This window comes from Actinomadura miaoliensis (assembly GCF_039536785.1).
Lineage (GTDB): Bacteria > Actinomycetota > Actinomycetes > Streptosporangiales > Streptosporangiaceae > Spirillospora > Spirillospora miaoliensis.
In genome coordinates, this window is record NZ_BAAAZG010000002.1 from 184,962 (window position 1) to 208,954 (window position 23,993).

Consider the following 23,993-nt stretch of genomic DNA (forward strand, 5'->3'; position numbering starts at 1 on the left):
GTCCGCCACCATCCCGCCCGCTCCCGGCACCCCGGTCGGCTCCAGGGGCGAACGCGCTCCGGCGTCGTACAGGCGTTGTCCCAGTTCCACAGGCGTGTCCGCCTCGATCAGATGCGCGTCGCCCGACCGGTCGTACACCAGGCCCCACAGGCTGCCGGTGAACGCCCCATGCCAGATCTCCACCCCGGGGAATCGGCGCCGCAACTCGGCGAGCACCTGGTCGACGTCCACCTCTACGGCCCACGGCCGCGCTCCGGCCACCGGCCCGGCGGTCACGACACCCCTTCGGGATGCGCCCGCTCCGGCCCCCGCGCCAGGTAGCCGAGGACGTACATAGCCGCGTCGTCCGGAGCGTCGGCCGGAGCGATCGGCTCATGCCACGAGGTGAAGTACCACGGCGTACCGCCGTCGTCGGCGCGGCGTCGGCATCTGATCGTGTCGCAGGGGTGCGCCACCTCGGCGCAGCACCCTGGGACGCGCGGGTTCTTCACCCTCAGCCCGCGTGCCGTGTAGTCGACCGGCAGCCGCCGCGCCGAGAGCCGCGCCCCCAACGCAGCCAACGGGTGAAATGAGTTGTATTCGGACCTAAGATCGTCCATGGGCCGGAGGCTCCGTTCCGGTCAAGGCCCCGGCCGGTGTTGCAGTCACCGCGTCCGGGGCCGCCCTTTGTGCCAGGCGACACCCTGTGGGCGAGACCGTAGAAGGAATTGTCCTCCGGTCGTTTCCGTACAGAAACGATTGTCAGCTCAGGTTCATGCGCCAAGCCAAACCGCGCAGGTCACGCCCGGCCGCACGGTCGTAAAGATCGGCGACAAGATCCCGGACCATGGGGTTCTTGTGCACAGCGACGGCCGACAACTTTTCGGCATGACGGATTTGTCGGACAGCGCTCTCATTACGGCCGAGCATGGCGAGCGCCCGAGCCTGTTCGATCGCCAGGGCGGCCTTTCGACTTCTCCGAGGCAGCGCGTTCACCTCGACATCCGCAGCGGCCTTCAATGCTGTCTCAGGGTGTTCGGCCTCTACCGCCAGCATGGTTCGCCATACGCCGACGTTCGCCGGTCCGAAGCTCTGCCATCCTTCTCCTGGGGATGCGTCGGGTTGCTCCCCGAGGCGATCGGCAACCCGCTTGGCTTCGGCCAGCCTTTCGGACGCCCCATCGGTGTCGTCCTGGATCTGGCGCGCGAGGGCCGCGAACAACAGCAGCATTCCGTACACCTCGTGGCCGGTCCTGCTGTCGCCGATCACCTGCTCAATGGTGCCGGCGATCCGTTCGGCGTCACGCAGAGGACGAGACATTCCAGCGGACGGCCGCGCCGACGCCTGTGCGACCGCCGCCGCCCCGAGCATCACCGGATCACCAAGGAGCCGGGCTGCCTTCTCCGCACGGTCGGCCGCGATCCACGCCAAGTCAACCTGTCCAAGGTGACGCAGCACGTTGACCGCCGACGTGCACAGGTCGACCAGCAGGCGAAGGGCCGTGCAGCGTTCGCGCTCGTCTCCCTGGACGGCGTGAACATGCAGTTCCTCCAGGACGCCGGGCAGCACGGTGGACAGGTGTGCGTCGTCGGCCGCCCTGCGCTTCTCACGGATGTCCCCGTTCGCCAGCTCAACGAGTGCCGACAGGGGGCGTACGGGTACGTCCGGCGGGTTATCGAGGGACGAGTCGAACAGCGCTTCCCGCAGGCGGACGACGTCGCCGTACGCACGGTCGCGGGGCCGGATCATTGGGGCCGGTTCGCCCAGCAGGTCGGACGCGGAGACCTCGAGGGCCTCGGCGAGCGCCCGGATGTCGGAGCGGCGTTCCAAACGCGCCTTGCCGTTCTCCACCTTGGAGAGCCAGCCCTTGGACCGGCCGACCAGACCGGCCAACGCCTCAAGCGACATGCCGCGGTACTCCCGCGCGTTCCGCACGTTCTCACCAATGCGGCGTGCGCCGTCGTCAACGAGTCCAGCCATAGCCACCCTCGCGGTCGTCTCGACACCCACCGCCCACGGTACGCGGCACCCCGGCCAATGAGGCAGCGAACACCAACACCCCTGCGCGCCTCGTGACAGGCCGGGTGTCGCACGTCAGTGGAGGCGGCGTTCCAGAGATCCTGGTCGGCGCCTGCGGGGTGGACGGGCCGCACACCGGCTGCTTCCAGGCGCCGTCCGAGTTGCACCGGGTCTCCGTCTCGACCAGATGGACGCGGCCGGACCGGTCACGCCGGGCCCCCCCACAAGCTCCCAGTGAGCCCCCTCCCACACCCTCGCCCACGGGAACCGCGAACGCAGCACGGTGAGCACCTTTTCGACGCGGACTTCGGCCGTCCACGTCGCGACCCCAGCGTCGGTGCGGTCAGACGACGCCGCTGAGGCTCCTTCGGCGCGTCGGTTGAGGCGCCCCAATACCAGCACGGCCGCGTCAGCCTCTGCGATTGTCTTCCCCTCCTAACTCCAGAACCACGACCCCCGTCCGCTGGCCGGGTCACGCAGGTGATCTCTTCGTGTCCGGCGCGTCCGGCACCGCCACGTGGAGCATGTGATCGATCGCCGGGCCGCGCATGGAAAGCGCGGACCAGCGATGACCGCGGTTCCCAGCGGCCGGCGAGGCCCCGGGGTTTCCGCTGTAGCCGCAGCGGCCTGGGGCCGTCTTGTTTGGCGAACCCACGGCATCGCCAATTCGGTCACCGTTAGTGAATCGAGTGCGGACGCCGGAAAACGAGAGGCAGAATGGGGGAGGATCGGGGAGGATCTCGGTTCCTCCCTGATCCTCTCCCGCCCCGTCGGCGAGAGGTGCGCCACGACATGTCCGCCGAAAAGAAGATCATTGGTGCGAGGCTCCGCGAGGTGCGCGAAAGCAGCCCGTACTGGACTCGTGGGGAGATGGCACGGCTCCTGCGCGATAAGGCCACTCCCCAGGAATTGCCGCATATCGCGCACGTCAAAGACCTGACCGACATGATCAAACAGTGGGAGGCCGGTAAATGGATCCCTCGTCCTCGCTACCGCGCGCTCTACTGCCGTCTGCTCGGCAAGCCCGAGGCTGAGCTGTTCGGCGTGGAGAGCGACGCCGCCCCCTCGCTCGGTTCGGATTTCGATCTACTCGCACAGGGAGATCTGCCCGCCCGCATCGACGCCATCAGCGGTGGACGAGTGGGCTCGGGGGTCGTCGCCGATCTCTCCGCCCGTGTTCATGGCCTGCGCCTGGCCGATGACGTCCTCGCCGGCGGAGATCTGCTGGCACCCGCCTTCCGGGAGTTGCGCACCGCCGTGCGCGTGTACGAGGAATCGACGTACACGGAGGACGTCGGCCGCGAACTGCTGACCGTGATCGGGGAGTTCGCGCAGATCGCCGGTTGGATCGCCAGTGACGCCGGACAGCATCGGCGGGCCGCCGACACCTACCGCCTGGGCATTGACGCGGCCCGCGAGGCCGGTGACGGCACACTCGTGTCGAATCTGATCGGGTCGTTGGCCTACCAGACGTCCAACGTCCGCGACGCGAGGGAGGCCCTCGCGCTCGCGTGCGAGGCGTTGGACGCCGCCGGTCCAGATGCCACCCCGCGAGCGCGCGCTCTGGCCTGGGATCGCGTCGCGTGGGCGGCTGCCCGCGCACAGGACGCACAGACCACAACACGGGCGCTCGGCGAGGCCCGCATGGCGCTCGATGAAGGCGGGACTGTGGAAGGCGATCCGGCTTACCTCTACTGGGTGGACGCCGGTGAACTCCAGATCATGGAGGCGCGGGCGTACACGGAACTTCGGCGCCCCCTGCGCGCCGTGCCGTTGCTGGTCGATGTGCTCGGCCGATACGACACGACCCATACGCGGGAACTCGCGCTGTATCTGTCGTGGCTGGCGATCGCCCTGGCGGATGCGAACGAGCCGGAGCAGGCCGCCGCCGCGGCCTCTCGGATGCTGGAACTGTCCGCCGACGTCGCAAGCGAGCGGACGGCCAAGCGAGCCAACGTGGTCCTCAACCGGCTCAGGCACTTCGCGGACGTGCCGGCCGTCCGAGCGCTTCTGGACAATGCACAGGACGCCTGAGATCACGTGGAGCATCCACGGACGGACCCGGGATGAAGCGAATTACCTTCACTGAGAAGCTGCGTGAGCTGATGGCCGTGCGGCACGTGAGTTTGGGTGAGCTGGCCAAGGCGGTCCCCTACGACAAGGGGAACCTGTCGCGGGTCGTCAACGGGCGCAAGTGTCCTTCCGAGAAGCTGGCCGGGCGGCTCGACGAGATTCTTGGCGCGGACGGCGCGCTCGCGGCGTTGCGGTCGTCCTCATCGACCGGGCCCACTGTGCCCGGGGCGGACTCCGATGACGAGATGGAGGCGCTGGAGCTGGCACGCCGCGTGGCCGCGAGCGATGTCGGAGACGAGACTCTGACGGTGCTGGAGATGACCGTGGACGATCTCGCGTCCGCCTATCCACGCACCTCACCGGCCGAGCTGCTGGCGCGCATCAGGCGACACCTCGGCTACGTCTCCCGGCTCCTCGACACACGGATGACGCTGACCGAGCACCGACGTCTCGTCGTCGTCGGAGGGTGGCTGTCACTGCTCGCGGCGACGTGCGATGTGGACCTCGGTCGGCGCCCGGCTGCCGCCGCGCGCCTGCGGACCGCCGCGCAGCTCGGCGAGCACGCCGAGCACCCCGAGATCATCGCGTGGACACTGGAGACGCAGGCGTGGCAAGCCGTCACCGACGGCGCCTACCGGGCGGCGATCACGCTGTCGCGAGGGGCGCAGGAGATCGCACCGCGCGGGAGTTCGGCGTTCATCCAGGCGAACGCGCAGGAAGGGCGGGCTTGGGCACGGCTCGGCGCCGGTCCGGAGACTCGTGACGCCCTGGCGCGTGTCGAACGGCTCGTCGCCCCCCTGCCGATGCCCGACCGGCCCGAACATCACTACCGGTACGACCCGGCCAAGAGCGATGCCTACACGGCCACCACGCTGTCATGGCTGGGAGACCCCGCAGCCGAGCCGTACGCACGGGGTGTGCTGGCCCGTCTGGAAGAACCGTCCAGAGCCCCGGCACGTCCGCGGCGCGCAGCGTCCGCACGGCTCGATCTCGCGCTCGCCCTGCTGGCCGCCGACCAGCCCGACGAGGCGGCGCACGTGACGCTGGAAGCCGTCACCAGCGGCCGGTTGGTGCCGTCAAGCCACTGGCGCGCGGCCGAAGTCATCAATGCTCTGGAAGCGCGCGGCGTACCAGAAGCGGCCGGCGTTCGGGAGGCCTACCGCGAACTGTGCGCACCGGCCGATCACGAGGTCGACGGCGCCTGAGAACACGAGCGGACCTTCGTCGCCCGTCAGAGCGACGCTCCAATTGCGCCTTGCCGTTTCCACCCTGGAGAGCCAGGACATGGCGCGGTACTCCCGCGCGTTCCGCACGTTCTCACCAATGCGGCGTGCGCCGTCGTCAACGAGTCCAGCCATGGCCACCCTCGCGGTCGTTCCGACACCCACCGCCCACGGACGCGGCAGTCCGGGCGATGGGCAGGGAACGCCGAAGTCCCTGCGTCCCTCGCGACTGGCCGGGTGTCGCACGTCAGAGAGTGGAGGCGACCCCTGACGTGGCGGCCGGGGTGAGGCCGGGCGTCGCTGGGAGGGACACGCGCGTGGCCGGAGGGGCGTGCGGCCGTGGTTGGTCGGTCGGTCACTTGCCGCGTCCGCTCTGCTTGGCCTTGGCACTTCCCCAGGCGGCCAGCAGCACTCCGGCGACAGTCGCCACCGCGTAACACACCAGCCACGCCGCGAACCCGCCGGGCAGCCAGCCCAGCAACCCGGCGTTGTCGTGGTCGGCCAGCAGCCGGATGGCGCCCTGCGCCCCCAGTCCCAGCAGAACCACGCCAATGGTCAGCACGATCGAGGACTTCATGGGTGCTTGGTTCTCCTTCTCGCTCGGCGGCCCTGACGGCCGCACCGCACAGGTTGTGGTGCGATCGCACCATAACATCGCGTTGGTACGATCGCACCACAAAGGTCGAGGCTCCCGCGAAGGAGGGGACGCATGCCCCGACACGTGGATCACGACCTGCGCCGCCGACAGATCGCCGAGGCCGTATGGCGCCTGGCCGCCCGCGGTGGGCTGGAGCACGTCACGCTGCGGCAGGTCGCGGCCGAGGCCGGAGTGTCCGCCCGGCTGCTGCAGTACTACTTCGGCACCCGCGACAAGCTGCTGCTCGGAGCCCTGGAGATCCTCAACACCGACGCCGAGCAGCGGGCCCGTGCACGCCTCACACAACTGGGCGAATCACCCAGCATGCACCTACTCGTGCGCGGGGTGCTCCTGGAACTCCTCCCGCTGGACGAGGAACGACGCAACCGGCACCTGGTGCACGTGGCCTACTTCGTGCGCTTCCTCAACGACCCCGCCCTGGCCGCGGCAGTCCGTGAATCTCCACCCGCCCTGGAGAAACTCGTCGCCACGCTGCTCGGCCGCGCACGCGAACTCGGTGAGCTGCCCCCCAGCATCGACATCGCGGCCGAAGCCGCCTTCCTGGTCGCGGGCGCCGAAGGACTGCAGGCCAGCGTTCTGCTCGGCCAGCACACCCCCGAACAGGCCGTGTCCCTCATCGATCACCAGCTCGACCGCATCTTCGCCACCTCGCAGCCATAGCCGCCCTGGTACTGCCGCCGATGAACGCGGCGACATCCAGGACCGAGCGGGCGATGCCCTTCCTTGACCGTCGCAATGGCGAGATCCAGCGGAACAGGTGGGCATGTTGAAGAGCTCGTCGCACCACTGTCGATGCCCGACCGGCCCGAACTACCGGTACGACTCGGCCAAGAGCGACGCCTACACGGCCACCACGCTGTCATGGCGAGCAGTACCGCGCACTGTGCGCGCCAGCCGGCGAGGTCGACGGCGCCTGAGAACGCTTCGTCGCACGTCAGAGCCGTGCGCAGGGCGGCGACGGACGTCTTCGCACGGCTTCGGCACGCGCCGGGTTTCTGGGGATGCCGTCGACGGTGAGCTCTTGAGTTGCGCCGCTTCATCTGCTGTCTGGCATCGCTTCGCAGATCATGGGGCCTGGGGCGGGTCGTCCAGCCAGAGGCGCGTTCCCAGTTCGCTGATGAGAAGGCCGAACCGTTCTGGCCCGGGCGAGCCCCTTTCGGTCCACTGTGCGAACGCGGTCTCCACCTCGTCCCACAGCCGTCGTTCTCCGTATTGGGTGACGGTGTGCTCGCCTGTCGGGCTGGAGTCGCAGGCCGCCCACGCCCCATCGGGGTTCCCCACCTCTGCCAGCAGGTAGGACATGGTCCCGTCGGGGTTGGCCATTCGCAGCGTGAACAGGCCGGGGACGTCCATGAGCATCGCGAGTTCGGCACCGTCTCCGGCGTCCTCGATCTGCCTGGGGTCCAGACGGGTCTTGGTCACCTGGGCCTCGTCCCGGTGACGGTCTGCCCAGACCGAGGTCGGGCGCTGCGATCGCAGCATCATGTATCCGGCCCGCCCGTGGAACGTCCCGATGCCATGGCCCTCGGGGGTGGTGGTCATCTTGACCTTGAACCCGCCCATGCCTTCGGGCATCCAGGGCAGGACCGCCCGGCCACCGGGGCGGAGTTGCTTAACCCATGCGTAGGGGATGTCCCGGACGCCCGCTGTTACGTGGATGCCGTCATATGGTGCGCCTTGCGGCCAACCCTCGGTTCCGTCGCCCACGACGAGGGTCGGCGTGTACCCGGCTGTCCGGAGGTTCTCGGCGGCTTGGGCGGCGATCGTCGGGTCGATCTCCACGCTGGTGACGTTCTCGGATCCCACGCGATCGGCCAGCAGTGCGGCGGTCCAGCCGGTTCCGGTGCCGATGTCGAGGATGCGTTCGCCCATGGTGGGGCTGAGAAGTTCCAGGAAGGGGAAGACGACGCCGGGTGCGGAGTTCGAAGAGGACGCCGCGCCATCGGCGGAAGCGGGGTCCGACGCCCCGTCGTCGCGCTGCGTGATGATCGACATGTTGGAGTAGACGGCCGTCCACCATTGGTCCGGGTCGGCGTCCCGGTCGATCGCGTGCGGAAGTGGGCCGGCTTCGGGGTGACAGGGCATCGCGTAACCGCGTTCGGGGACGAACAGGTGGCGGGGAACGGCATGCATCGCCCTCCGCCATGTGGGGTCGGTCAGCTCACCGGACGCTTCCAAGGCGTCGGCCAGGTGGTCGATGCGTTGGGCTGTCGTCGTCATGCTCCCCCTTTGAGGAGGTCGGCGAAGGCCGCCGCGATCGGCGCCCCTGTCCGTTCTTCGAGCCAGGACCACTGGCCGTTGGGGTTGCACTCGAAGAACACCTGCTCGCCCTCGGCGGTCAGCCCGAAGTCGAAGCATCCGAACGCGAGGCCGAAGTGCTCCAGATAGCGGACCATGGGACCAGCCAGCCCGGGTGGAGTTTCGCACCAGGTGTAGGTCAGCCGGTCATAGTCGTATCGCCAGTCCAGTTGGTGTGGGTTCGAGTCGATTCGGATGCAGAAGACCTGCTCGCCCACTACCGTCACGCGCAGGTCTGCGACCTTGTCGACGAGGCACTGGAAGAGATGTGCCGTCCCCGCGATCGTGTCGTCCAGTTCGTCAGCGTGGACGGGTTGTGTCCAGATCGTCAGCGGCCCCTCAGGGGTCATGTGCCTGACGTGGGTGAGCGGCTTGTAGATGACGTGTCCGTGCTTCAGGGCGAACGCACGAGCCCGCTCCAGATCGTTGGTGATCAGTGTCGCCGGTACGCGAAACCCGAGCCGTGCTGCGACGGTGAGTTGCCGGGCTTTCATGGCGGCCGCCCGGTTGGCGTCCGGGTGGTTGACGTACAGGCAGTTCGGAAGGTTCGCGAGGATGCCGCTGAACCCCTGCCGGGCCTCCCTCGCGGCGAACTCTGCCTCGTGCGGTCGCAGGATCGGGGAGGGCGCGTGCGGGGTCGGCCGACGTCTGTAGACCGCCCTGACCGACGTCAGATCAAGACGCCGGGTCCCCGTCGCCAAGTCACCCGCCCACGAGCCGGACTCGTCAAGCCGGGCGGCGAACGTCGTGTCACTGGGGAAGTCCACGCCCGGGTCCAGCCGCACGACGGGCACATCACGCGCCAGGAGCTCCATGATCACGCTGTCGGCGGTGGCGTCGTCCAGCTCGCTCAGTACGAGGACGGGGCGGTCGTCTCGCAACGCCGGCCCTCTAGTCCTCTTCGCTGTCCTGGTCGGTATCCGGGTCGTACTGCTTGTGGTCACCGCCATCGCCCTTGCCGGCCTGGGTCCTGGTTTCAGTGGCCCTGTTGCTCTTGCGGTGCTTCGCGCTGACGATCGATCCGTCCTCCATGATGCAGAGGCCGGTCTGAGTCTCGGGATCGAGCACCATCGTGTACGGGGGGAAGGCGCTGACCTTCGCGAACGGCGAGAGCCGGGTAAGGCCCCAGGGGCGGACCAAGGCCATCGTGTCGTCTCCTTCCTGGTGCCGCCCGTACTGTCCGGCAAGACCCGGAGGATGGCGTTGCAACCAGGCTTTGCCTTGTGTCCGGCGACGCGCTGTCGCCGGGCACCGTAGGACGCGCTGACACGAGGCTGTTTCCGTACGAAAAACCTTGTCAATCCCAGAGGGCACAGAAGTGCCGCTGATGGCAGTGGAGAGCATCTTGCGAGTTCGGTTGGCGGTCGTGCCACGTTCCGAAGCGCCACGCCGTTGGTGTCGATGCCGCCGGCCTTTGCGGGCGTAGCGCGAGCTGTGCGCACGAGGTTGCCGGTGCCTGGGGACGGTTCGTCGCTACGTCGGAGGGGGTGCCGTAGGTGGATGTGTCTGTTGGGGGGGCAGGCGTCGTGGTAGGTTCGGCGCCGCCGTGCATCGGTGCGAGCTGAGGAGGTGAGACCGATCGACACTGTGACAGGTCGGGGCTCCCTCCCTCGCACGGTCTAGGGAGCGCCCGCAGAAGGCATCCCGAAAGGCGTGGAACGCTGTGCGCTTCACCTCTCAGACGTCGTTGGACGGCGTCACCGAACAGTCCTTTGTCCTCGGCGAGATCCCCGGTGTGCTGTGGACACCGGAAGGCGCCGACGGGGCTCGTCCCCTGATTCTGATGGGCCACGGCGGCGGGCAGCACAAGAAGGCGCCCGGCATCGTGGCTCGCGCGCATCACTTCGTCACCGAGGGCGGGTTCGCGGTGGTCGCGGTCGATGCGCCCAACCATGGCGACCGGCCGAGAAGCGAGGAGTTCGCCCGGGTCGCGGCCGAGTTGCGGGCCGGTGTGGTCGCGGGTGAGGACGTCGGTGCGCAACTCGCAACGATGCACACGTTGCTGGCCGGCCAAGCTGTCCCGGAGTGGCAGGCGGTATTGACCGCGGTTCAGGAACTGGACCACGTCGGCGGCGGCCCGGTGGGCTACTTCGGCATGTCGATGGGATGTGCGCTCGGCATCCCCCTCATCGCTGCGGAACCCCGGGTCCGCGCGGCGGTGGTGGGCCTGCTCGGCGTGCAGGGGCTGGCCGAAACCGCCGCCCGGGTCACCGTCCCGGTGCAGTTCCTGCTCCAGTGGGACGACGAGCGGGTGCCACGGGATCAGGGCCTGGCGCTGTTCGACGCCCTGACCTCGGCCGACAAGACGCTGCACGCCAACCCCGGCAAGCACGGGGAGATCCCCGAGTTCGAGACCGGCAGCTCCCTGCGGTTCTTCACACGGCACCTCGGTTAGCGGGCCGCGTCAAGGAACCTCCGCCTCGCGCCGGCCGTGACTGAGCACTTCGTCAGCGCTCGGGAGCGTCACTGCCGGCCGGGGCGGCGGTTTGATATCTGGCGCTCATGGCGTGGAAGACCTTTTTCGGTTCCCAGTGGGTCTCGTCGAGCATGCGCACGACGCCGTAGGAGGCGATGTCGCGGTCGCGGGGTTTGTCGAAGTTGGCGAAGGAGAACCACAACGCGGTGTCGACGCCTTCTTCCTCGAAGATGTCGAGCAGTTCGTTGAGGTAGCGCACTTGCTCCTCCTCGTCCGGGACCGCTCCCGGTGGCGGCTGCCAGGCCATACCGCCCAGGTCGCCCGCGCCTCGGTAGGCGCACGTGCCGTACTCGGTGATGGCGACAGGCTTGCCGTGGGAGAAGAACTCGCGCAGGTGGGTGCGGAAAACGTCAGCGTTCTGCGCGGTCCGGTAGGCGTCGATGCCCACCAGGTCGAACGGATCCCAGTCGACGGGTTCCCAGGGGCCGGAGGCATAGGTGATCCTCCCGCCGAAGTGGGCGCGCACCGTCGACGCGGCCTGGGCGAGGAAGGCGTTGAGGCGCTCTGGGACCGGCCCGAGGGAGGTCCACCATTGCAGGTCGGCGGTGGCCATGGCGTGGAGGCGGTCGAGGTAGGTGTCGCCGGGAAGGAAGCCGTGGGCGAAGGCGCTGAGCTCGCAGCCGGTGACGAGCACCACCTCCGCGCCGTCCTGTCGCAGGGCCTCGGCGCGCTGCGCGCAGTCGGCGAAGAACGGCAGGATCTGCCGTGGGGGAAGGTCGGCCGGGAACGGGGAGAACCACACTTCCAGGCCGGCGTCGGCCGCGTGCCGGGCGGCGATGCTCAGCCGCTCGGTGTCGCGGCCGGAGATGCGCACGGCGTCGCAGTGCAGGTCACCGGCGATCGCAGTCATGTCGCGCCGGACCTGCTCGGGGTCGAAGGCCTTGCGGGTGAGGAGACGGCCGGGGAAGGTCCCGGTGTCGTAGTTGATGCCCCGCGCACGCACGTCAGCGCCCCTCCGAGTGATTGAGTCCGTTCTCCAGCAGGTCGAATGCCAGCTCGACGTCCTGGCGCAGGGCGCGGCCGACGTCCTCGGCGGAGGCCCCGCCCAGCAGACGCTGGAAGTACGTCTCCTGGAGGGTGAGCAGGGACGCGGCGATCTGGGCCGCCATGAGCGCGGCCGCCGTGGGACCGTGCTCGTCCGCCAGGACCTGCGCCAACGCCTGGCGCTGCTGATAGAGCAGAGCGTTCGCCGCGTTCTGGAGTGCGGGGCTGTTCTGGATCACGCGTACCCGGGCGAGCAGTGCGTCGAGGTCCGCCTCGGGTAGCTGCGCGGCGGCGAACGCGCGATAGTGCGCTCGCAGCGCCTCCAGGAACGTCTGGCCGGGCGGCCGCCGGGCGACGATCTCGGCCAGGTCGTCGCCGCCCACACCGTGGAGGGCGAGCGCTTCCTTGGTCGGGAAGTACGCGAAGAGCGTTGCCTTGGCCACCTCGGCGGCCTCGGCGATCTCGTTGACGGTCACCGCGTCGAAACCGCGCTCGGTGAACATCCGCAACGCCACCGCGGCGATCCGTTGCCTGGTCTGTTCCTTCTTGCGCTCGCGAAGCCCTGCCACACGGCCACAATAACCATACTCGGTTCAAGAATGAACTCGGTTCAGGACATGCCCGAGGCGGTCGCCGAGGTCACGTTCACCGGCCCGGACCGAGTCGGGACGGGATCCTGCGCGAGGAGGGCGTCTGGTTGCCAGGCGTGAGGACGAGGAAGGGCGGGCTTGGTGTCCGGCCGGGGCGTTCGCCGGAGCGGCATCGGCCGGGGTCGGCGGATGCGGGGTGGGGTGTCGGTGGGGGCTGGCATGCTGAGCGCCCCCAGTCGTTGATCATGTTTGGAGCCCCTCATGTCCACCGATCTGTACGGCGCACGGGTCCTGGCGGTCGCGCCCGACCGGCTGAGCGTGCGGATGCGGATCTTCGTCGTCTACTACGAGAGCGCGTTCAGGGAGGCCCTCGACCTTCCCGACGATCCCGTGTTCTTCCTGCGCCTGCTCTGGGACTACGCCTACCAGTGGACGAGCCGGGGGAACTCCCCCGACGGGACGCTGGCGGAGTTCGACTACAAGGTGCTGATGGACGACGCCTGGACGGAGGAGAACACGGGCTCCTACGTCAGGAGCGTCCAGCGGGTGGCCGAACGCAACGCCGAGCCGGATGCCGACGACTGGGAGCACATCCACGACTTCTACTACGAGCGGCACGGGGGTTGGGTGGACGAGCACCGGCTCGTCCAGGCCGACTACGTGGTGCGCGTGACCGACCCGCGCTGGCTCACCGGCGTGGAGCCGGGCTACAGCTGGGCCACCGTCTGGTATCCGAGCCCCGAGTTCGGAGGCGGGGACGTGCCCGGCGAGCCGCGCTTCGGCGAGGCGGTGGCCTCCCTGGTCCCGTTCCCTGGCCGGACGGTCGGCGACCCGGGCGCGGGTGCCCTGGCCTTCTCCGACGACGGAACCCTGCTCGCCGTCGGCGGGGGGCATGGCGAAGTGGTCGTGTACGGCACGGAAGGCTGGACCGAGCGGGCGCGGTTCACGATCCCGCGGCCCTCGTCGGGGATGGGCCTGATGTGGGTGCCCGGACGCCATGTGATCGTCGCACGGCCGAAGATCCGCTACGAGCCGCAGGTGGCATGGGATGTCGACGCGGGAGCCGGGGTGGAGGTGCCGTTGGAGGCCGGCTTTGTCCGCTCCCTCACGGGCCGTTACCGCGTCGAGTTCGGCGAAGGGCCCGGGGTCGAGTTCGTCAGCGCCCCTCACACCACCGATCGCACCGTCCTGCTGGGCATCGACCCCGAGGCCGACGCGGCCGAGTTCCCGCCCGACGCATGGGCGGTCGCCTTCTCCTCCGACGAGTCCCGGATGTTCGCGCTCGACGGCAGGGGCGACCCCATGCGGTTCTCCGTGCTCGACCCGCAGGACGGAAGGTTCCGGGGCGTCGTGGAGACCGACGGGGACGTGACCGACTTCGCGGCCAGCCCGGACGGCACCTACCTGGCCGTCACCGAGGCGGTGGACGACGCGGTCGAACCCACGCTCCGGCAGGTCGACGAGGGCGGGAGGCTGGTCGCCCGGGCCCGGTTCCGCCGCCGCGCCGGGGCGGTCGCCTGGTCGCCGGACGGACGGTTCCTCGCCGTCGACCTGCACCACCCGGGCGGACAGCCGAGCGAGGTGCGGATCATTCCCGTCCTCCCGGCGTCGCCGAGCCCGGCGCCGGCCTTCGAGGTGATCGGTCACCTGCCCGCCAGGGCGGCGGACGCCCGCGCCGCCGACGAGGTCGAGCGCGGGGTCGAGGCCGCCCGCGCGGGTGATGCCGACGCCGCACGCGAGTTGCTGAGCGCCCACACGGGGAAGGGGCGCACCTCGGCCGGGATGCGCGCCGACCTGACGCTGGCCGCGTTGGCCCCGTCCAGCGGCCTGGCCGTCGAGTGCCTGCGCCGGGTCGCCTCAGGCGAGGACCCGGAGGCCGCGCCGCAGGCGTCCGTGGCCCTGAGCGCACTTGACGACGAGTCGCTCCAGCGCGCGATGGCCGCCGAGCACCTCGGCGACACCGAGACCGCCCGCAGCATTTACGAAACGGGCGGCGAACTGGCCACGGTCCTGCTCGGACGCCTGCTCGGCGACCGGGAGATCCTCGCGCGGGCTCAGGGGGCGGACGACCCGCTCGCCGCGTCCTACGCCGGATACCTGCTCGGCGGCCTGCTGATCGCCTCGGGGGAGCACGACGAGGCCATCGGGGTGCTGAGCCGCGCCTGCGAGACGGCCCGGGCCACCCGCGAGAGCCCGTACGGGATCCTGCCGTGGATCGCCGTCCGGCTCGGTGAGCTGCTGGTCGAGCGGGAGACCGCGACCGAGGAGATCCGCGAGGCGTTCGTCCTCGCCCAGCCGCTGATGGAGATCGCCGATCCGGCCCTCGCCGCCGTCGGGCTGGGCGCGCTGAACGGCAACCCGTACGCCGTCCAGGGCGCCCTGGAATGGCTGAAGGCGTGGAGCGGTGAACGCCACGCCCACGGCAGCCGCCTGGCCACCTCGCTGGGCGCGCGGATCGTCGAGACGTCCGACGAGCCCGGCGACCACCCTCTCACCCAGGTGTTGCGCGAGCTTGACGGCGCCCCCGAGTCCGCCGCGTACGGGCTGTTCCTGGCGGCGCGCGACAGCGGCTCCCGGAAGGAGTGGGACGACGCGTTGCGAGACTGGGGCACCGTCGCCGACACCGGCGTCCTGCCGTACGCGCGGTGGGCGGGCACCTGCCAGGCCGTCCTGCTGACCGTCCGGGACGATCTGGAAGGCGCACGGCACGCACTGCGGCACGGCCGCGAGGACCGCCTGATCGTCGAAATCGCCGACGCCTTCTACAAGGACGAGGACTACGAGAAGGCGCGCATCGCCTACGCGATGGCGATCGAGGGAGACGATCGGATCGCCGCCGGCCGCGCGTCTCTCGGGCTGGGGCACATCCTCTCCGGCGACGGCAGGCTGGCGGAGGCCGCCGAGGCCTACCGGCGGGCCCGCCGTCAGGCGGACGGCTCGCACGCGACCAACGCCGCGTTCAACCTGGCCACCGTCCTGGGAAAGCTGGGCGACAAGGCGGGAGCGGTCGAGGCCGCCCGCGACGCCCACGAACGCGCCGTGGCGGCCGGTGACCCGGCGCACGGGCGGGCGCACACCGCCAAGCGGCTCGGCGACAAACTGCGCGACATGGGCGATCTGGCGGGAGCGCGCGACGCGTACCAGGCCGCCGTCGACGCGTGGCGTGAGCGGTGGGAGGAGGAGTATCCGTACGACGCGCGGTGGTCCCTGCTCTACCTGGCGCAGATCCACGGCCTCCATGGGGACTTCGAGGCCTCCGAGCCGATCCTGCGCGCGCTCCTGAAGATGTTCGCCAACTCCAAGGGGGAGGAGGAGCAGGAGATCGCGTTGATCGCCCAGTTGAGCATGGCGCTCAACGCCAAGAGCCGGCACGACCTCGACGAGGCGCTCCCGTGGTTCCAGAAGGTCATCGACTCCGGTGACGACAGGCACATCCCCACGGCCGTGGCGCACTTGGCGGAGCTGTACTACTGGCTGGGCGACAAGGCCGAGGCGGCCCGCCACTACGAGCGGACCCTGGAGCTGAGCGACAACCCCGAGTACGTCGCCGAGGCCGCGTACCGGCTGGGCGAACACCTCGCCGAGACCGGCGAGCGCGACCGCGCCATCGCGATGATGAAGCGCGCGCTCGCAAGCGGCTTCGACGGCTTCGACGCCGACGCCGAGCGGCTGCTCGACCGGCTGCGGGAAACCTGACGAAGCGTCCGCGCCCGGTGGTTGTACGGTCGTCGGCGGGTTTCGTATTCGAGCGGCCGGGCGCGACGTCCGGCGCTCCGGCGTGGCGCAAGCGGGAGTTGCACGAGAGCAGTGGATCTTGATCTGGGGGCGGTACGGGCGTTCGTGGCCGTCGCCGACGCTCGGTTCTTCGGCGAGGCCGCCGATGTGCTGGGGCTGAGCCAGCAGGCGGTCTCCAAACGGGTGGCGCGGCTTGAGGCCGACCTCGGCACGGCCCTGTTCCACCGGACGCGCACCGGGGCCGAGCTCACCGAGGACGGCGCGGCCTTCCTCGTCAACGCCCGTGCCCTGCTCGCCCTCGCCGACCAGTCCGTGGCGCTGCTGCGCAGCCGGCACCGGGCGCTGCGGGTGGACGTGCTCAGCAGCCGGATCGCCACGAACGAGGTGGTGCGGGACTTCCACGCGTCGGTCCCGGACCTCGAGATCGAGACCGTCAGGTCGAAGGAGGGACTCCGGGCGATCGCGCCCGCGCTGGTCCGGGGAGAGATCGACGCCTCGTTCGCCCGTGTCACCGGTGAGCTGGACGAGGCGGTCGCGCACGCGCCCGCCTACGCGGATCGGATGCACGTGCTCGTCGGGCGGCGGCATCCGCTCGCCTCCGAACGGCAGGTGCCGGTCGCGGCGCTGCGGGGAATGACGGCCTGGATGCCCGGCCTCGCGAGTCCCGACACCGAGTGGGCCGAGTACTACCGGCATTTCACCGCGCGGTTCGGCGTGCACATGGACGCCTCGGGCCCCAACTTCGGCCTGGACGACGACGTGGAGCGGGTCGCCGCCTCGGCCGACGTGATCAGCCTGGTGGGCGAGCGGATGCGGGTGCCGTGGAATCCGGACGTCGTGCAGCTCCCCATCGTCGACCCGGTGCCGGTGTTCCCGTTCTCGCTGCTGTGGCACCGCCAGAACCGCCACCCGGCGCTGCCGACGCTCATCTCCTACGTCAGGCGCCACTTCCGACCGCTCGACGCGTCGACCCACTGGCTGCCCGCCCAGGACCGTCCCGGCTTCACCCGCTGATGCACCGCCGCGCGACAACCTTTCGCGAACAAGATGGGGGCGTAACGGCGTCTCTCTTCCCGGACAATCATTGAGATCCGTTCACGGCCGTGGCGGGGAGAGGGGCGGCGCATGGAGGCTCTGCGGTCCGGTGATCCCAGGCGCGTCGGCGGCCACCTGCTGCTGGGCAGGCTCGGCGCCGGCGGGATGGGGCAGGTGTTCCTGGGGCGGTCGCCCGGCGGGACGCTGGTGGCGGTCAAGCTCGTGCACGCGCACCTGGCCGAGGACCCCGACTTCCGCGCGCGGTTCCGGCGCGAGGTCGGCGCCGCGCGGGCCGTCAGCGGCGCCTTCACCGCGCCCGTCGTCGACGCCGATCCCGACGCCGACCCGCCGTGGCTGGCCACCGCGTACCTGCCGGGCGTCCCACTGGACCAGGCGGTGCCGCTGCCGGTGCCCGCCGTGTTCGCGCTGGGCGCGGGGCTCGCCGAGGCGCTGGTGTCCATCCACCGCGCGGGGGTCGTTCACCGCGACCTCAAGCCCTCTAACGTCATGCTGGGGCTCGACGGCCCGCGGGTGATCGACTTCGGTATCGCCCACGCGGCGGACGCCGCCATCGTCACCCGGACGGGCTCCGCCGTGGGGTCGCCCGGCTTCCTCGCGCCCGAGCAGGCCCGGGGAGGGGTGTCGGGGCCCGCCGCCGACGTCTTCTCGCTCGGCGCGGTCCTGGTCTTCGCCGCGACGGGCGTCGGCCCCTACGGTCAGGGGCCGCCCCATGTGCTGATCTACCGGGTGGTCCACGAACGGCCGCGGCTGGACGGCGTCACCGACCCGGCGCTGCGGGCCGTCGTCGAAGCCTGCCTGGACCAGGATCCGGCCCGGCGCCCCACGCCGGCGCGGCTGCTGGAACTGCTCGCCCCGCACGTGCCGCAGAGCACCGACCTGCACGGCGTCGGCTGGCTGCCCGGCACCGTGGCCGCGCGCATCGCCCAGGCCGGCACGAACGTCCCCGACGCCCCGTTCACGGCGGACGGGCCGCCTGCCGGACCGACCCGGCGGCGGGTCCTGCTGCTCGGCGGAGCCGCCGCGGTCGTCGCGCTCGGCACCGGGGGAGTCGCCACGGCGCTGGTGCGCTCGTGGCGGGAGGACTCCGGCGGGTCCGGCGGCCGGTCGGCGACGACTTCGGCCGCGCCGTCCTCGGCCGCGTCGCCCGCGCCGCTCCGCGACGGCAAGGTCCTGTGGAAACGCTTCACCGGCGCCGAGTATCTGAGCATCACCCCGGTGGTGGCCGGCGGGCGCGTCTTCATCGGCAGCGAGAAGGAGGACGTGCGGGCCTTCGACGCCCGGACCGGCAAGCCGCTGTGGACCTACCGGACCGGACGGCGCATCAACACCCCCGCCGTCGCCTCGGGCGTCGTCTACGCCCTGGCCCAGGACGGCGTCCTGCACGCCGTCGACGCCCGTACCGGCCGGCTCAGATGGCGGCGGACGGTCGGCAGGAGTTACGCGGACGTCATCGCGGCCAACGGTCTCGTGTACGCCGGTGGCGACACCTTCTACGCGCTGGACGCCGAGACCGGCTCGGTGCGATGGCAGGGACGCGGCGGCGGCCGATCCCCCGTGGTCGCCGACGGCGTCATCTACGTGCCGGGTGAGAGGAGCCTGATCGCCTACGACGCGGCCACCGGCCGCACACGCTGGACGTACAGGTCGTCCAGGGAGGTACGGAGCACCGCGGTCGCGGACGGCCTGGTGTGCTTCGGCGACTTCCAGGGTGAGACGGTTTACGCGGTGGACGCCCGTTCCGGCAAGCGGCGCTGGAAGTACGACGCGGGCAACGAGGTCACGTCCCGTCCTGTGATGGCGGACGGCGTGGTCTACGTGGGCGACTTCGGCCAGAACTTCTCCGCCCTCGACGCCGCCACGGGCACGATGAAGTGGCGGGTCCAGACCGAGGGCGAGATCCACGAGGATCCCGTCCTGACGGGCGGCGTGCTGTACGTCCCGAGCGGCGTCTACGCCGACGGCAGCGTGTACGCGCTGGACGCCGCCACCGGCCGCAAGATCTGGCGGTTCCAGGCCGAGGAGGGCATCGAGTCCAGCCCGGCCGTCGCGGACGGGGTCGTCTACATCGGCTGCAAGGACGGCTACCTGTACGCTCTCGACGCCCGCGGCGGGTCCGGAACCGCGACCGGCTGAGAAACGGAGAACCGATGTCCGCGACACGTCCCGGAGACCCGCGCCAGGTGGGGCCGTACCGGGTGGTGGCCAGGCTCGGCGCGGGCGGCATGGGCCAGGTCTTCCTCGGCCGTTCGCCGTCCGGCCGCACCGTCGCCATCAAGATCATCCATCCGGCGATGGCGGAGGAGCCCGCCTTCCGGGCCCGGTTCCAGCGGGAGATCACCGCCGCCCGCGCGGTCAGCGGCGTCTACACCGCGCCGGTGGTGGACGCCGATCCCGACGCCGACCCGCCGTGGCTGGCCACGACGTTCCTGCGCGGGATGTCCCTGCAGGACGCCGTGGCGACGCACGGGCCGCTGCCCGCCCCCGCCGTCCGCGCGCTCGGCGCCGGGCTCGCCGAGGCGCTGCTGTCGGTCCACCGCGCCGGGATCGTGCACCGCGACCTCAAGCCGTCCAACGTGATGCTCACGCCCGAGGGCCCCCGGGTCATCGACTTCGGCATCGCCCGCCCGAGCGAGGCCACGACGCTCACCCGGACCGGCGCGACCCTCGGCACGCCCGCCTACATGTCCCCCGAGCAGGCGTCCGGCCAGGAGGTCGGGCCGGCGGCGGACGTGTTCTCGCTCGGCGGCGTCCTCACCTACGCGGCCACGGGCGTCGGCCCGTTCGGGCAGGGCGCCGTGCATGAGCTGGTGTACCGCGTCCTGCACCTGCCGCCCTACCTCGACGGCGTCGCCGATCCCGGCCTGCGCGCGCTGATCGCGGCGTGCCTGGAGAAGGACCCCGCGCGCCGTCCCGGCCCCGACTGGCTGCTGGCGCAGTTGTCGGCCGAGCAGGCGCCCGTACCGCAGGGCACGCAGTGGCTGCCCGCGCACGTCGCCCACGACGTCGCCCGGCGGGGCGACACCGGCGTCCCCCGCGCACCGAGCCGCCGCATGTTCCTGGCCTTGGGCGCGGGCGGCGCCGCCGTCGCCGCGCTGGCGGCGGGCGGGGCGGGCTTCCTCCTCCTGCGCCGCGGCGACTCCCCGGTCCGCTGGACGTTCGAGATCCCCGACGACATGTACGTCCGGGCGCCGCTCGCCGTGGCGGACGGCACCGTGTACGCGTTCGCCTCCGCCGCGCTGTCCGGACGGACCTTCGCGCTCGACGCCCGCACCGGGGAGCAGCGGTGGCGCGGCGACTTCACGGCGGCCCGCGACACCTCCGCCGTGCTGCTGAACGGAAGGGGATTCGTCTGCGCCAACAGCGGCGCCGACGAGTCGCTGACGGCGTTCGACGCGGCGACGGGCAGAAGCCTGTGGACGCAAACGCTGCGCAGCCAGACGCAGGTGCCCGCCGTGGTCACGACCGGCAACGTCGTCTGCATGACCTACAGCAGGGCCGGGGAGGCCGGGCTGGCCGGTTTCGACGCGGCGAGCGGCCGGCCGGTCTGGCAGTACCGCGTCGACAGCGACGTGATGTCGAACGCGGCGCTGGCGGGCGGCGTGTGCTACTTCGGTGCCCGAGACGGCTTCGTCTACGGGGTCGACGCCGCGACCGGCAGCCTCCGCTGGCAGACGCGCACCCGCGCGGCCGTCGCCACGACGCCCGCGGCGGCGGGCGGCCTGGTGGCGGTGGTCTGCGAGGACGGCGCCGTGCGCGGTCTCGACGCGGCCACCGGAAAGCAGCGGTGGGAGACCGCCCTGGGCGACGACGCGGCGTCCCGCATGATGATGGGGGTGCCGACGACGATCGCCGGCGGCACCGTCTACGTCGGCGGCCAGAACGGCACGCTGTACGCCGTAGACGCGGGGACGGGGCGCCTGCGGTGGAAGCACCCCGTCCTGCGCACGCTGGGCAATCCGGCCACGCGCGACTTCCTGCTGCCCTCCGTGAGCGGCGGCCTGGCGGTGGCCACCGACAACGAGGGACGGATCGTCGCCTTGGACGCCGCCTCCGGCCGGGTCCGCTGGGAACTCGGCGTCGGGCGGGGCCTCGGCGAACGGCCGGTGGTCTCCGGGTCCCTGGTCTACTACGGAGCCGTCGACGGGCTGACCGTCGCCGACCTGGCGACCGGCCGCGTCCGCTACCGCTTCGACCCCGAAACGGCTCCCATCGTCGGTTCGGTGCAGCAGGTCACCGTGGTGGGCGACACCGCCTACTGCGCCGTCGACGACTCCGTCGTCCACGCCATCCGCCCCGACCTGTGACGCCCCCGGCAGGGGGCCTAGGAGACGTCGGGGAACGAGTGGTGTTCGTGGGCGACGACCCAGCGGCCCTGTTCCTTGCGGAGGCCGAGGGTGAGGCGCAGGCGGTTGGCCGGGTTCTCCGCGAACTCCTCCGGGGTCCCGCAGCGCAGCAGGGCGAAGGCGTAGGCGACGTCCTCGCCCGCGGTGATGTCGAGCGACTCGATGTCGAACGACGCGCCCTGCGCCTGCCACTGGAAGAAGCCCGGCCACGCCTCGCGGTAGGCGTCGATGCCGCGGACGCCCTCGTACGGCGGCGGCACGTCGAACATCACGATGTCGTCGGCGTGGTCGGCGAGGACGCCGTCCATGTCGCCCCCGTGCACCGCCGCCGTCCACCGCTCGATCAGGGCCCGGATCTGCTCTCGGTCGTCTGACAAGGCTCGCCTCCTGGTCGCGTGCGTTCACCCATGCAGACCCGGCCGCACGACGGAACTCATCGCGACACCCCGCGGCGGAACTCGTCGCGGCGCGGCAGCAGGAGGGCGGGCACGACGGCCAGGGCGGTCATGACCACGGCCCACACGTAGGTGTGCTGGAACGCGTCCGCCAGCCCGGGAGCGGCCTCGGCGAGGGCGTCCGGTGGCAGGGCGTGCAGGGACTGCAGGCCGCCCTCGGCCGCCGGGACGCGGGCCGCCATCGCCGCGGTGAGCAGGACGGACGCGACCGCCGTGCCGATCGCGCCGACCGTGGTGTTGACCAGGCTCACCGTCGTGCTGACGGCCGGCGCCAGGTCGCGGGGCATCCCCGCGCTCGCCGCCGTCATCGTGGGCATCATCGTCGCGCCGCCGCCGAGGCCGACCAGCACCAGCGCAGCGCACAGCCGCCAGTACGGGACGTCGGCCGACAGCTGCGCGACGACCAGGGCGAAGCCGCACGCCGCCAGGGCCGCGCCCGCCACCACGATCCGGCGGGGGCCGACCCTGTCGATGAGCCGTCCGGTGATCTGCATGGACGTGCCCGAGGCCAGGGCGAGGGGCGCGCCGAGCAGCCCGGCGGCGGTGGCGCTCTCCCCCCGCACCACCTGCAGGTACAGCGGCAGCAGCAGCATCGAGCCGAAGTAGCCGGTGGCGAACAGCGTGAGCACGCCGCTCGCGGTGGCGAACGAGCGCCGCCGGAACAGCCGCAGGTCGATCAGCGGATGGCGGGCCGTCAGCGCCCGCAGGACGAACGCCGCGACCAGCGTCCCGCCCAGCAGCAGCGGCACCCAGACGCCGGGGGCGGCGAACTCGCCGCGTTCGCCGCCGCTGGTCACGCCGTAGATCAGCGCGGCCAGGCCGGGGGAGAGCAGCAGCAGCCCGGGGACGTCGAGCGCGCGGACGGGGCCGGGCTCGTCACGCGGGAAGACGCGCAGGCCCAGCAGCACGACGAGGAACCCGATCGGGACGTTCAGGAAGAACATCCAGCGCCACGACACCTCGTCCACCAGCCAGCCGCCGAGCACCGGCCCGGCGAGCGGCCCGACGAGGATCGCCAGGCCGAGCGTGCTCATCAGGCGGCCGAGCCGGTCGGGCGGGGCGGCGCGCAGCAGGATCGTCATGCCGAGCGGCATCACCATGCCGCCGCCGAGGCCCTGCAGCACCCGGAAGGCGATCAGCGACTCGATGTTCCAGGCGGTGCCGGCCAGCAGCGAGCCCGCCCCGAACAGCACGATCGCGAGCAGGTACAGCCGTTTGGCACCGAATCGTCCCGCCGCCCACGCGGTGACGGGGATGACCGCGCCGAGGGCCAGGGAGTACCCGGTGATCACCCATTGCAGGGTGGCCAGCGGGACGGCGAAGTCCTGGGAGAGCCGGTTGACGGCGACGTTCACGACGGTCTGGTCGAGCGTCACCATGATCGAGCCGAGCACCAGGACCAGGGCGATCGCCAGCGGCGCGGGGCGGGCGCGGGACGCGGTGCCGTCGGACGTGGCCGGAGAGGTTGCGGTCGTCATCTCATGTCCCGGCGGCTCATGCGGCGTAGGGCCGCTTGGACCTGGCCTCGCGCAGCGCGTGCGCCCACCAGGCGAGCTGGTCGAGCATCACCTTGGCGGCGGCGTTGCAGGCCGAGGGGTCCCGGTGGCGTCCGTCGGCGTCGAAGTCCTCCCACGCGTTGTGGAAGCTGACGGTGTCGCGGATGGTGGTGGCGTGCAACTCGGCCAGGACCTGGCGCAGGTGCTCGACCGCGCGCTGCCCGCCCGCCATGCCGCCGTACGACACGAACGCGACCGGCTTGGCGCGCCACTCGGTGTAGTGCAGGTCGATGAGGTTCTTCAGCGAGGCCGGGTAGCTGTGGTTGTACTCCGGCGTCACGATCACGAAGGCGTCGGCGGCGTCCAGCGTGCGCCGCACTTGCGCGGCCACGTCGGCCTGCTCGGCGTCGGCCGGCGAGGCGCCGAGCTCGGGGAGGGGCTGCCGGGCCGGGTCCACGACGTCGATGGTCATGTCGGGGCGCGCGGCGGCCTGCTCGGCGAACCAGTCCGCCACCCGGGCGCCGAACCGGCCCTCGCGGGTGCTGCCGATGATGATCGCCACGCGCAGTGGGGTCTCGGTCATGTCCTTCTCCCTTGCGTTCATGCTG

General features: G+C 71.2%; 19 protein-coding genes. 8 read left to right on the top strand and 11 right to left on the bottom strand.

The features are described 5' to 3' along the window. Nucleotides 1-272 precede the first annotated feature (272 nt). Complete coding sequence (locus ABD811_RS05350; RefSeq protein WP_344941639.1) at nucleotides 273-599, bottom strand: hypothetical protein; 327 nt, start codon at nucleotides 597-599, stop codon at nucleotides 273-275. 142 nt (nucleotides 600-741) lie between these two features. Continuing rightward, nucleotides 742-1,959, bottom strand: coding sequence for a helix-turn-helix domain-containing protein (locus ABD811_RS05355; RefSeq protein ID WP_344941644.1), 1,218 nt, complete (start codon nucleotides 1,957-1,959; stop codon nucleotides 742-744). A gap of 831 nt (nucleotides 1,960-2,790) precedes the next feature. Here ABD811_RS05355 and ABD811_RS05360 point away from each other — a divergent pair. Beyond that, the gene (locus ABD811_RS05360; RefSeq protein ID WP_344941647.1) at nucleotides 2,791-4,032 is read left to right on the top strand and encodes an NsdA family TPR-like regulatory protein; all 1,242 of its coding nucleotides are present in this window, start codon (nucleotides 2,791-2,793) and stop codon (nucleotides 4,030-4,032) included. Between the two features lie 32 nt (nucleotides 4,033-4,064). After that, the gene (locus ABD811_RS05365) at nucleotides 4,065-5,276 is read left to right on the top strand and encodes a helix-turn-helix domain-containing protein (protein ID WP_344941650.1); all 1,212 of its coding nucleotides are present in this window, start codon (nucleotides 4,065-4,067) and stop codon (nucleotides 5,274-5,276) included. Between the two features lie 373 nt (nucleotides 5,277-5,649). Here ABD811_RS05365 and ABD811_RS05370 read toward each other — a convergent pair whose 3' ends face one another. Next, the gene (locus ABD811_RS05370; RefSeq protein ID WP_344941653.1) at nucleotides 5,650-5,871 is read right to left on the bottom strand and encodes a hypothetical protein; all 222 of its coding nucleotides are present in this window, start codon (nucleotides 5,869-5,871) and stop codon (nucleotides 5,650-5,652) included. Between the two features lie 132 nt (nucleotides 5,872-6,003). Between ABD811_RS05370 and ABD811_RS05375 the strand changes: the two genes are divergently transcribed. Next, the gene (locus tag ABD811_RS05375) at nucleotides 6,004-6,612 is read left to right on the top strand and encodes a TetR/AcrR family transcriptional regulator (RefSeq protein ID WP_344941656.1); all 609 of its coding nucleotides are present in this window, start codon (nucleotides 6,004-6,006) and stop codon (nucleotides 6,610-6,612) included. A 405-nt stretch (nucleotides 6,613-7,017) separates the two neighbouring features. On the opposite strand, the gene ABD811_RS05380 is transcribed toward ABD811_RS05375, so the two are convergent. The 3 genes from ABD811_RS05380 to tgmA form a co-directional block, all read right to left on the bottom strand. Further along, nucleotides 7,018-7,947 (bottom strand): methyltransferase domain-containing protein, encoded by a 930-nt coding sequence (locus ABD811_RS05380; protein ID WP_344941659.1) that lies wholly within the window; start codon nucleotides 7,945-7,947, stop codon nucleotides 7,018-7,020. Nucleotides 7,948-8,168: 221 nt separating this feature from the next. After that, nucleotides 8,169-9,131, bottom strand: coding sequence for an ATP-grasp ribosomal peptide maturase (tgmB, locus tag ABD811_RS05385; RefSeq protein WP_344941662.1), 963 nt, complete (start codon nucleotides 9,129-9,131; stop codon nucleotides 8,169-8,171). 10 nt (nucleotides 9,132-9,141) lie between these two features. Then, nucleotides 9,142-9,396 carry a putative ATP-grasp-modified RiPP gene (gene tgmA / locus ABD811_RS05390; protein WP_344941665.1) on the bottom strand — a complete coding sequence of 85 codons (255 nt, stop codon included), beginning with the start codon at nucleotides 9,394-9,396 and terminating at the stop codon, nucleotides 9,142-9,144. Between the two features lie 517 nt (nucleotides 9,397-9,913). Here tgmA and ABD811_RS05395 point away from each other — a divergent pair. Beyond that, nucleotides 9,914-10,645, top strand: coding sequence for a dienelactone hydrolase family protein (locus ABD811_RS05395; protein WP_344941668.1), 732 nt, complete (start codon nucleotides 9,914-9,916; stop codon nucleotides 10,643-10,645). A gap of 52 nt (nucleotides 10,646-10,697) precedes the next feature. Here the strand turns inward: ABD811_RS05395 and ABD811_RS05400 are convergent, their stop codons facing one another. After that, nucleotides 10,698-11,669: a glycoside hydrolase family 113 protein gene (locus tag ABD811_RS05400; RefSeq protein WP_344941671.1), complete on the bottom strand. Its 972-nt coding sequence runs from the start codon at nucleotides 11,667-11,669 to the stop codon at nucleotides 10,698-10,700. 1 nt (nucleotide 11,670) lies between these two features. Further along, on the bottom strand, nucleotides 11,671-12,279 hold the full coding sequence (locus ABD811_RS05405) for a TetR family transcriptional regulator (RefSeq protein WP_344941675.1): 609 nt from the start codon (nucleotides 12,277-12,279) through the stop codon (nucleotides 11,671-11,673). A gap of 282 nt (nucleotides 12,280-12,561) precedes the next feature. Between ABD811_RS05405 and ABD811_RS05410 the strand changes: the two genes are divergently transcribed. From ABD811_RS05410 to ABD811_RS05425, 4 genes are all read left to right on the top strand, one after another. Next, on the top strand, nucleotides 12,562-15,996 hold the full coding sequence (locus ABD811_RS05410) for a tetratricopeptide repeat protein (RefSeq protein ID WP_344941678.1): 3,435 nt from the start codon (nucleotides 12,562-12,564) through the stop codon (nucleotides 15,994-15,996). A 111-nt stretch (nucleotides 15,997-16,107) separates the two neighbouring features. Then, complete coding sequence (locus ABD811_RS05415; protein WP_344941681.1) at nucleotides 16,108-17,049, top strand: LysR family transcriptional regulator; 942 nt, start codon at nucleotides 16,108-16,110, stop codon at nucleotides 17,047-17,049. A gap of 111 nt (nucleotides 17,050-17,160) precedes the next feature. Beyond that, on the top strand, nucleotides 17,161-19,224 hold the full coding sequence (locus ABD811_RS05420; RefSeq protein ID WP_344941684.1) for an outer membrane protein assembly factor BamB family protein: 2,064 nt from the start codon (nucleotides 17,161-17,163) through the stop codon (nucleotides 19,222-19,224). Between the two features lie 14 nt (nucleotides 19,225-19,238). After that, nucleotides 19,239-21,395, top strand: a complete 2,157-nt coding sequence (locus ABD811_RS05425) for a serine/threonine-protein kinase (RefSeq protein WP_344941687.1) — start codon at nucleotides 19,239-19,241, stop codon at nucleotides 21,393-21,395. Between the two features lie 17 nt (nucleotides 21,396-21,412). Here ABD811_RS05425 and ABD811_RS05430 read toward each other — a convergent pair whose 3' ends face one another. The 3 genes from ABD811_RS05430 to ABD811_RS05440 are packed head-to-tail and all read right to left on the bottom strand — an operon-like array spanning nucleotide 21,413 to nucleotide 23,968. Next, the gene (locus ABD811_RS05430; RefSeq protein WP_344941690.1) at nucleotides 21,413-21,811 is read right to left on the bottom strand and encodes a nuclear transport factor 2 family protein; all 399 of its coding nucleotides are present in this window, start codon (nucleotides 21,809-21,811) and stop codon (nucleotides 21,413-21,415) included. 56 nt (nucleotides 21,812-21,867) lie between these two features. After that, entirely contained in the window at nucleotides 21,868-23,367 is a 1,500-nt protein-coding gene (locus ABD811_RS05435; protein WP_344941693.1) for a DHA2 family efflux MFS transporter permease subunit, read from the bottom strand. A 16-nt stretch (nucleotides 23,368-23,383) separates the two neighbouring features. Continuing rightward, on the bottom strand, nucleotides 23,384-23,968 hold the full coding sequence (locus tag ABD811_RS05440; protein ID WP_344941696.1) for an NADPH-dependent FMN reductase: 585 nt from the start codon (nucleotides 23,966-23,968) through the stop codon (nucleotides 23,384-23,386). Nucleotides 23,969-23,993: the final 25 nt, after the last annotated feature.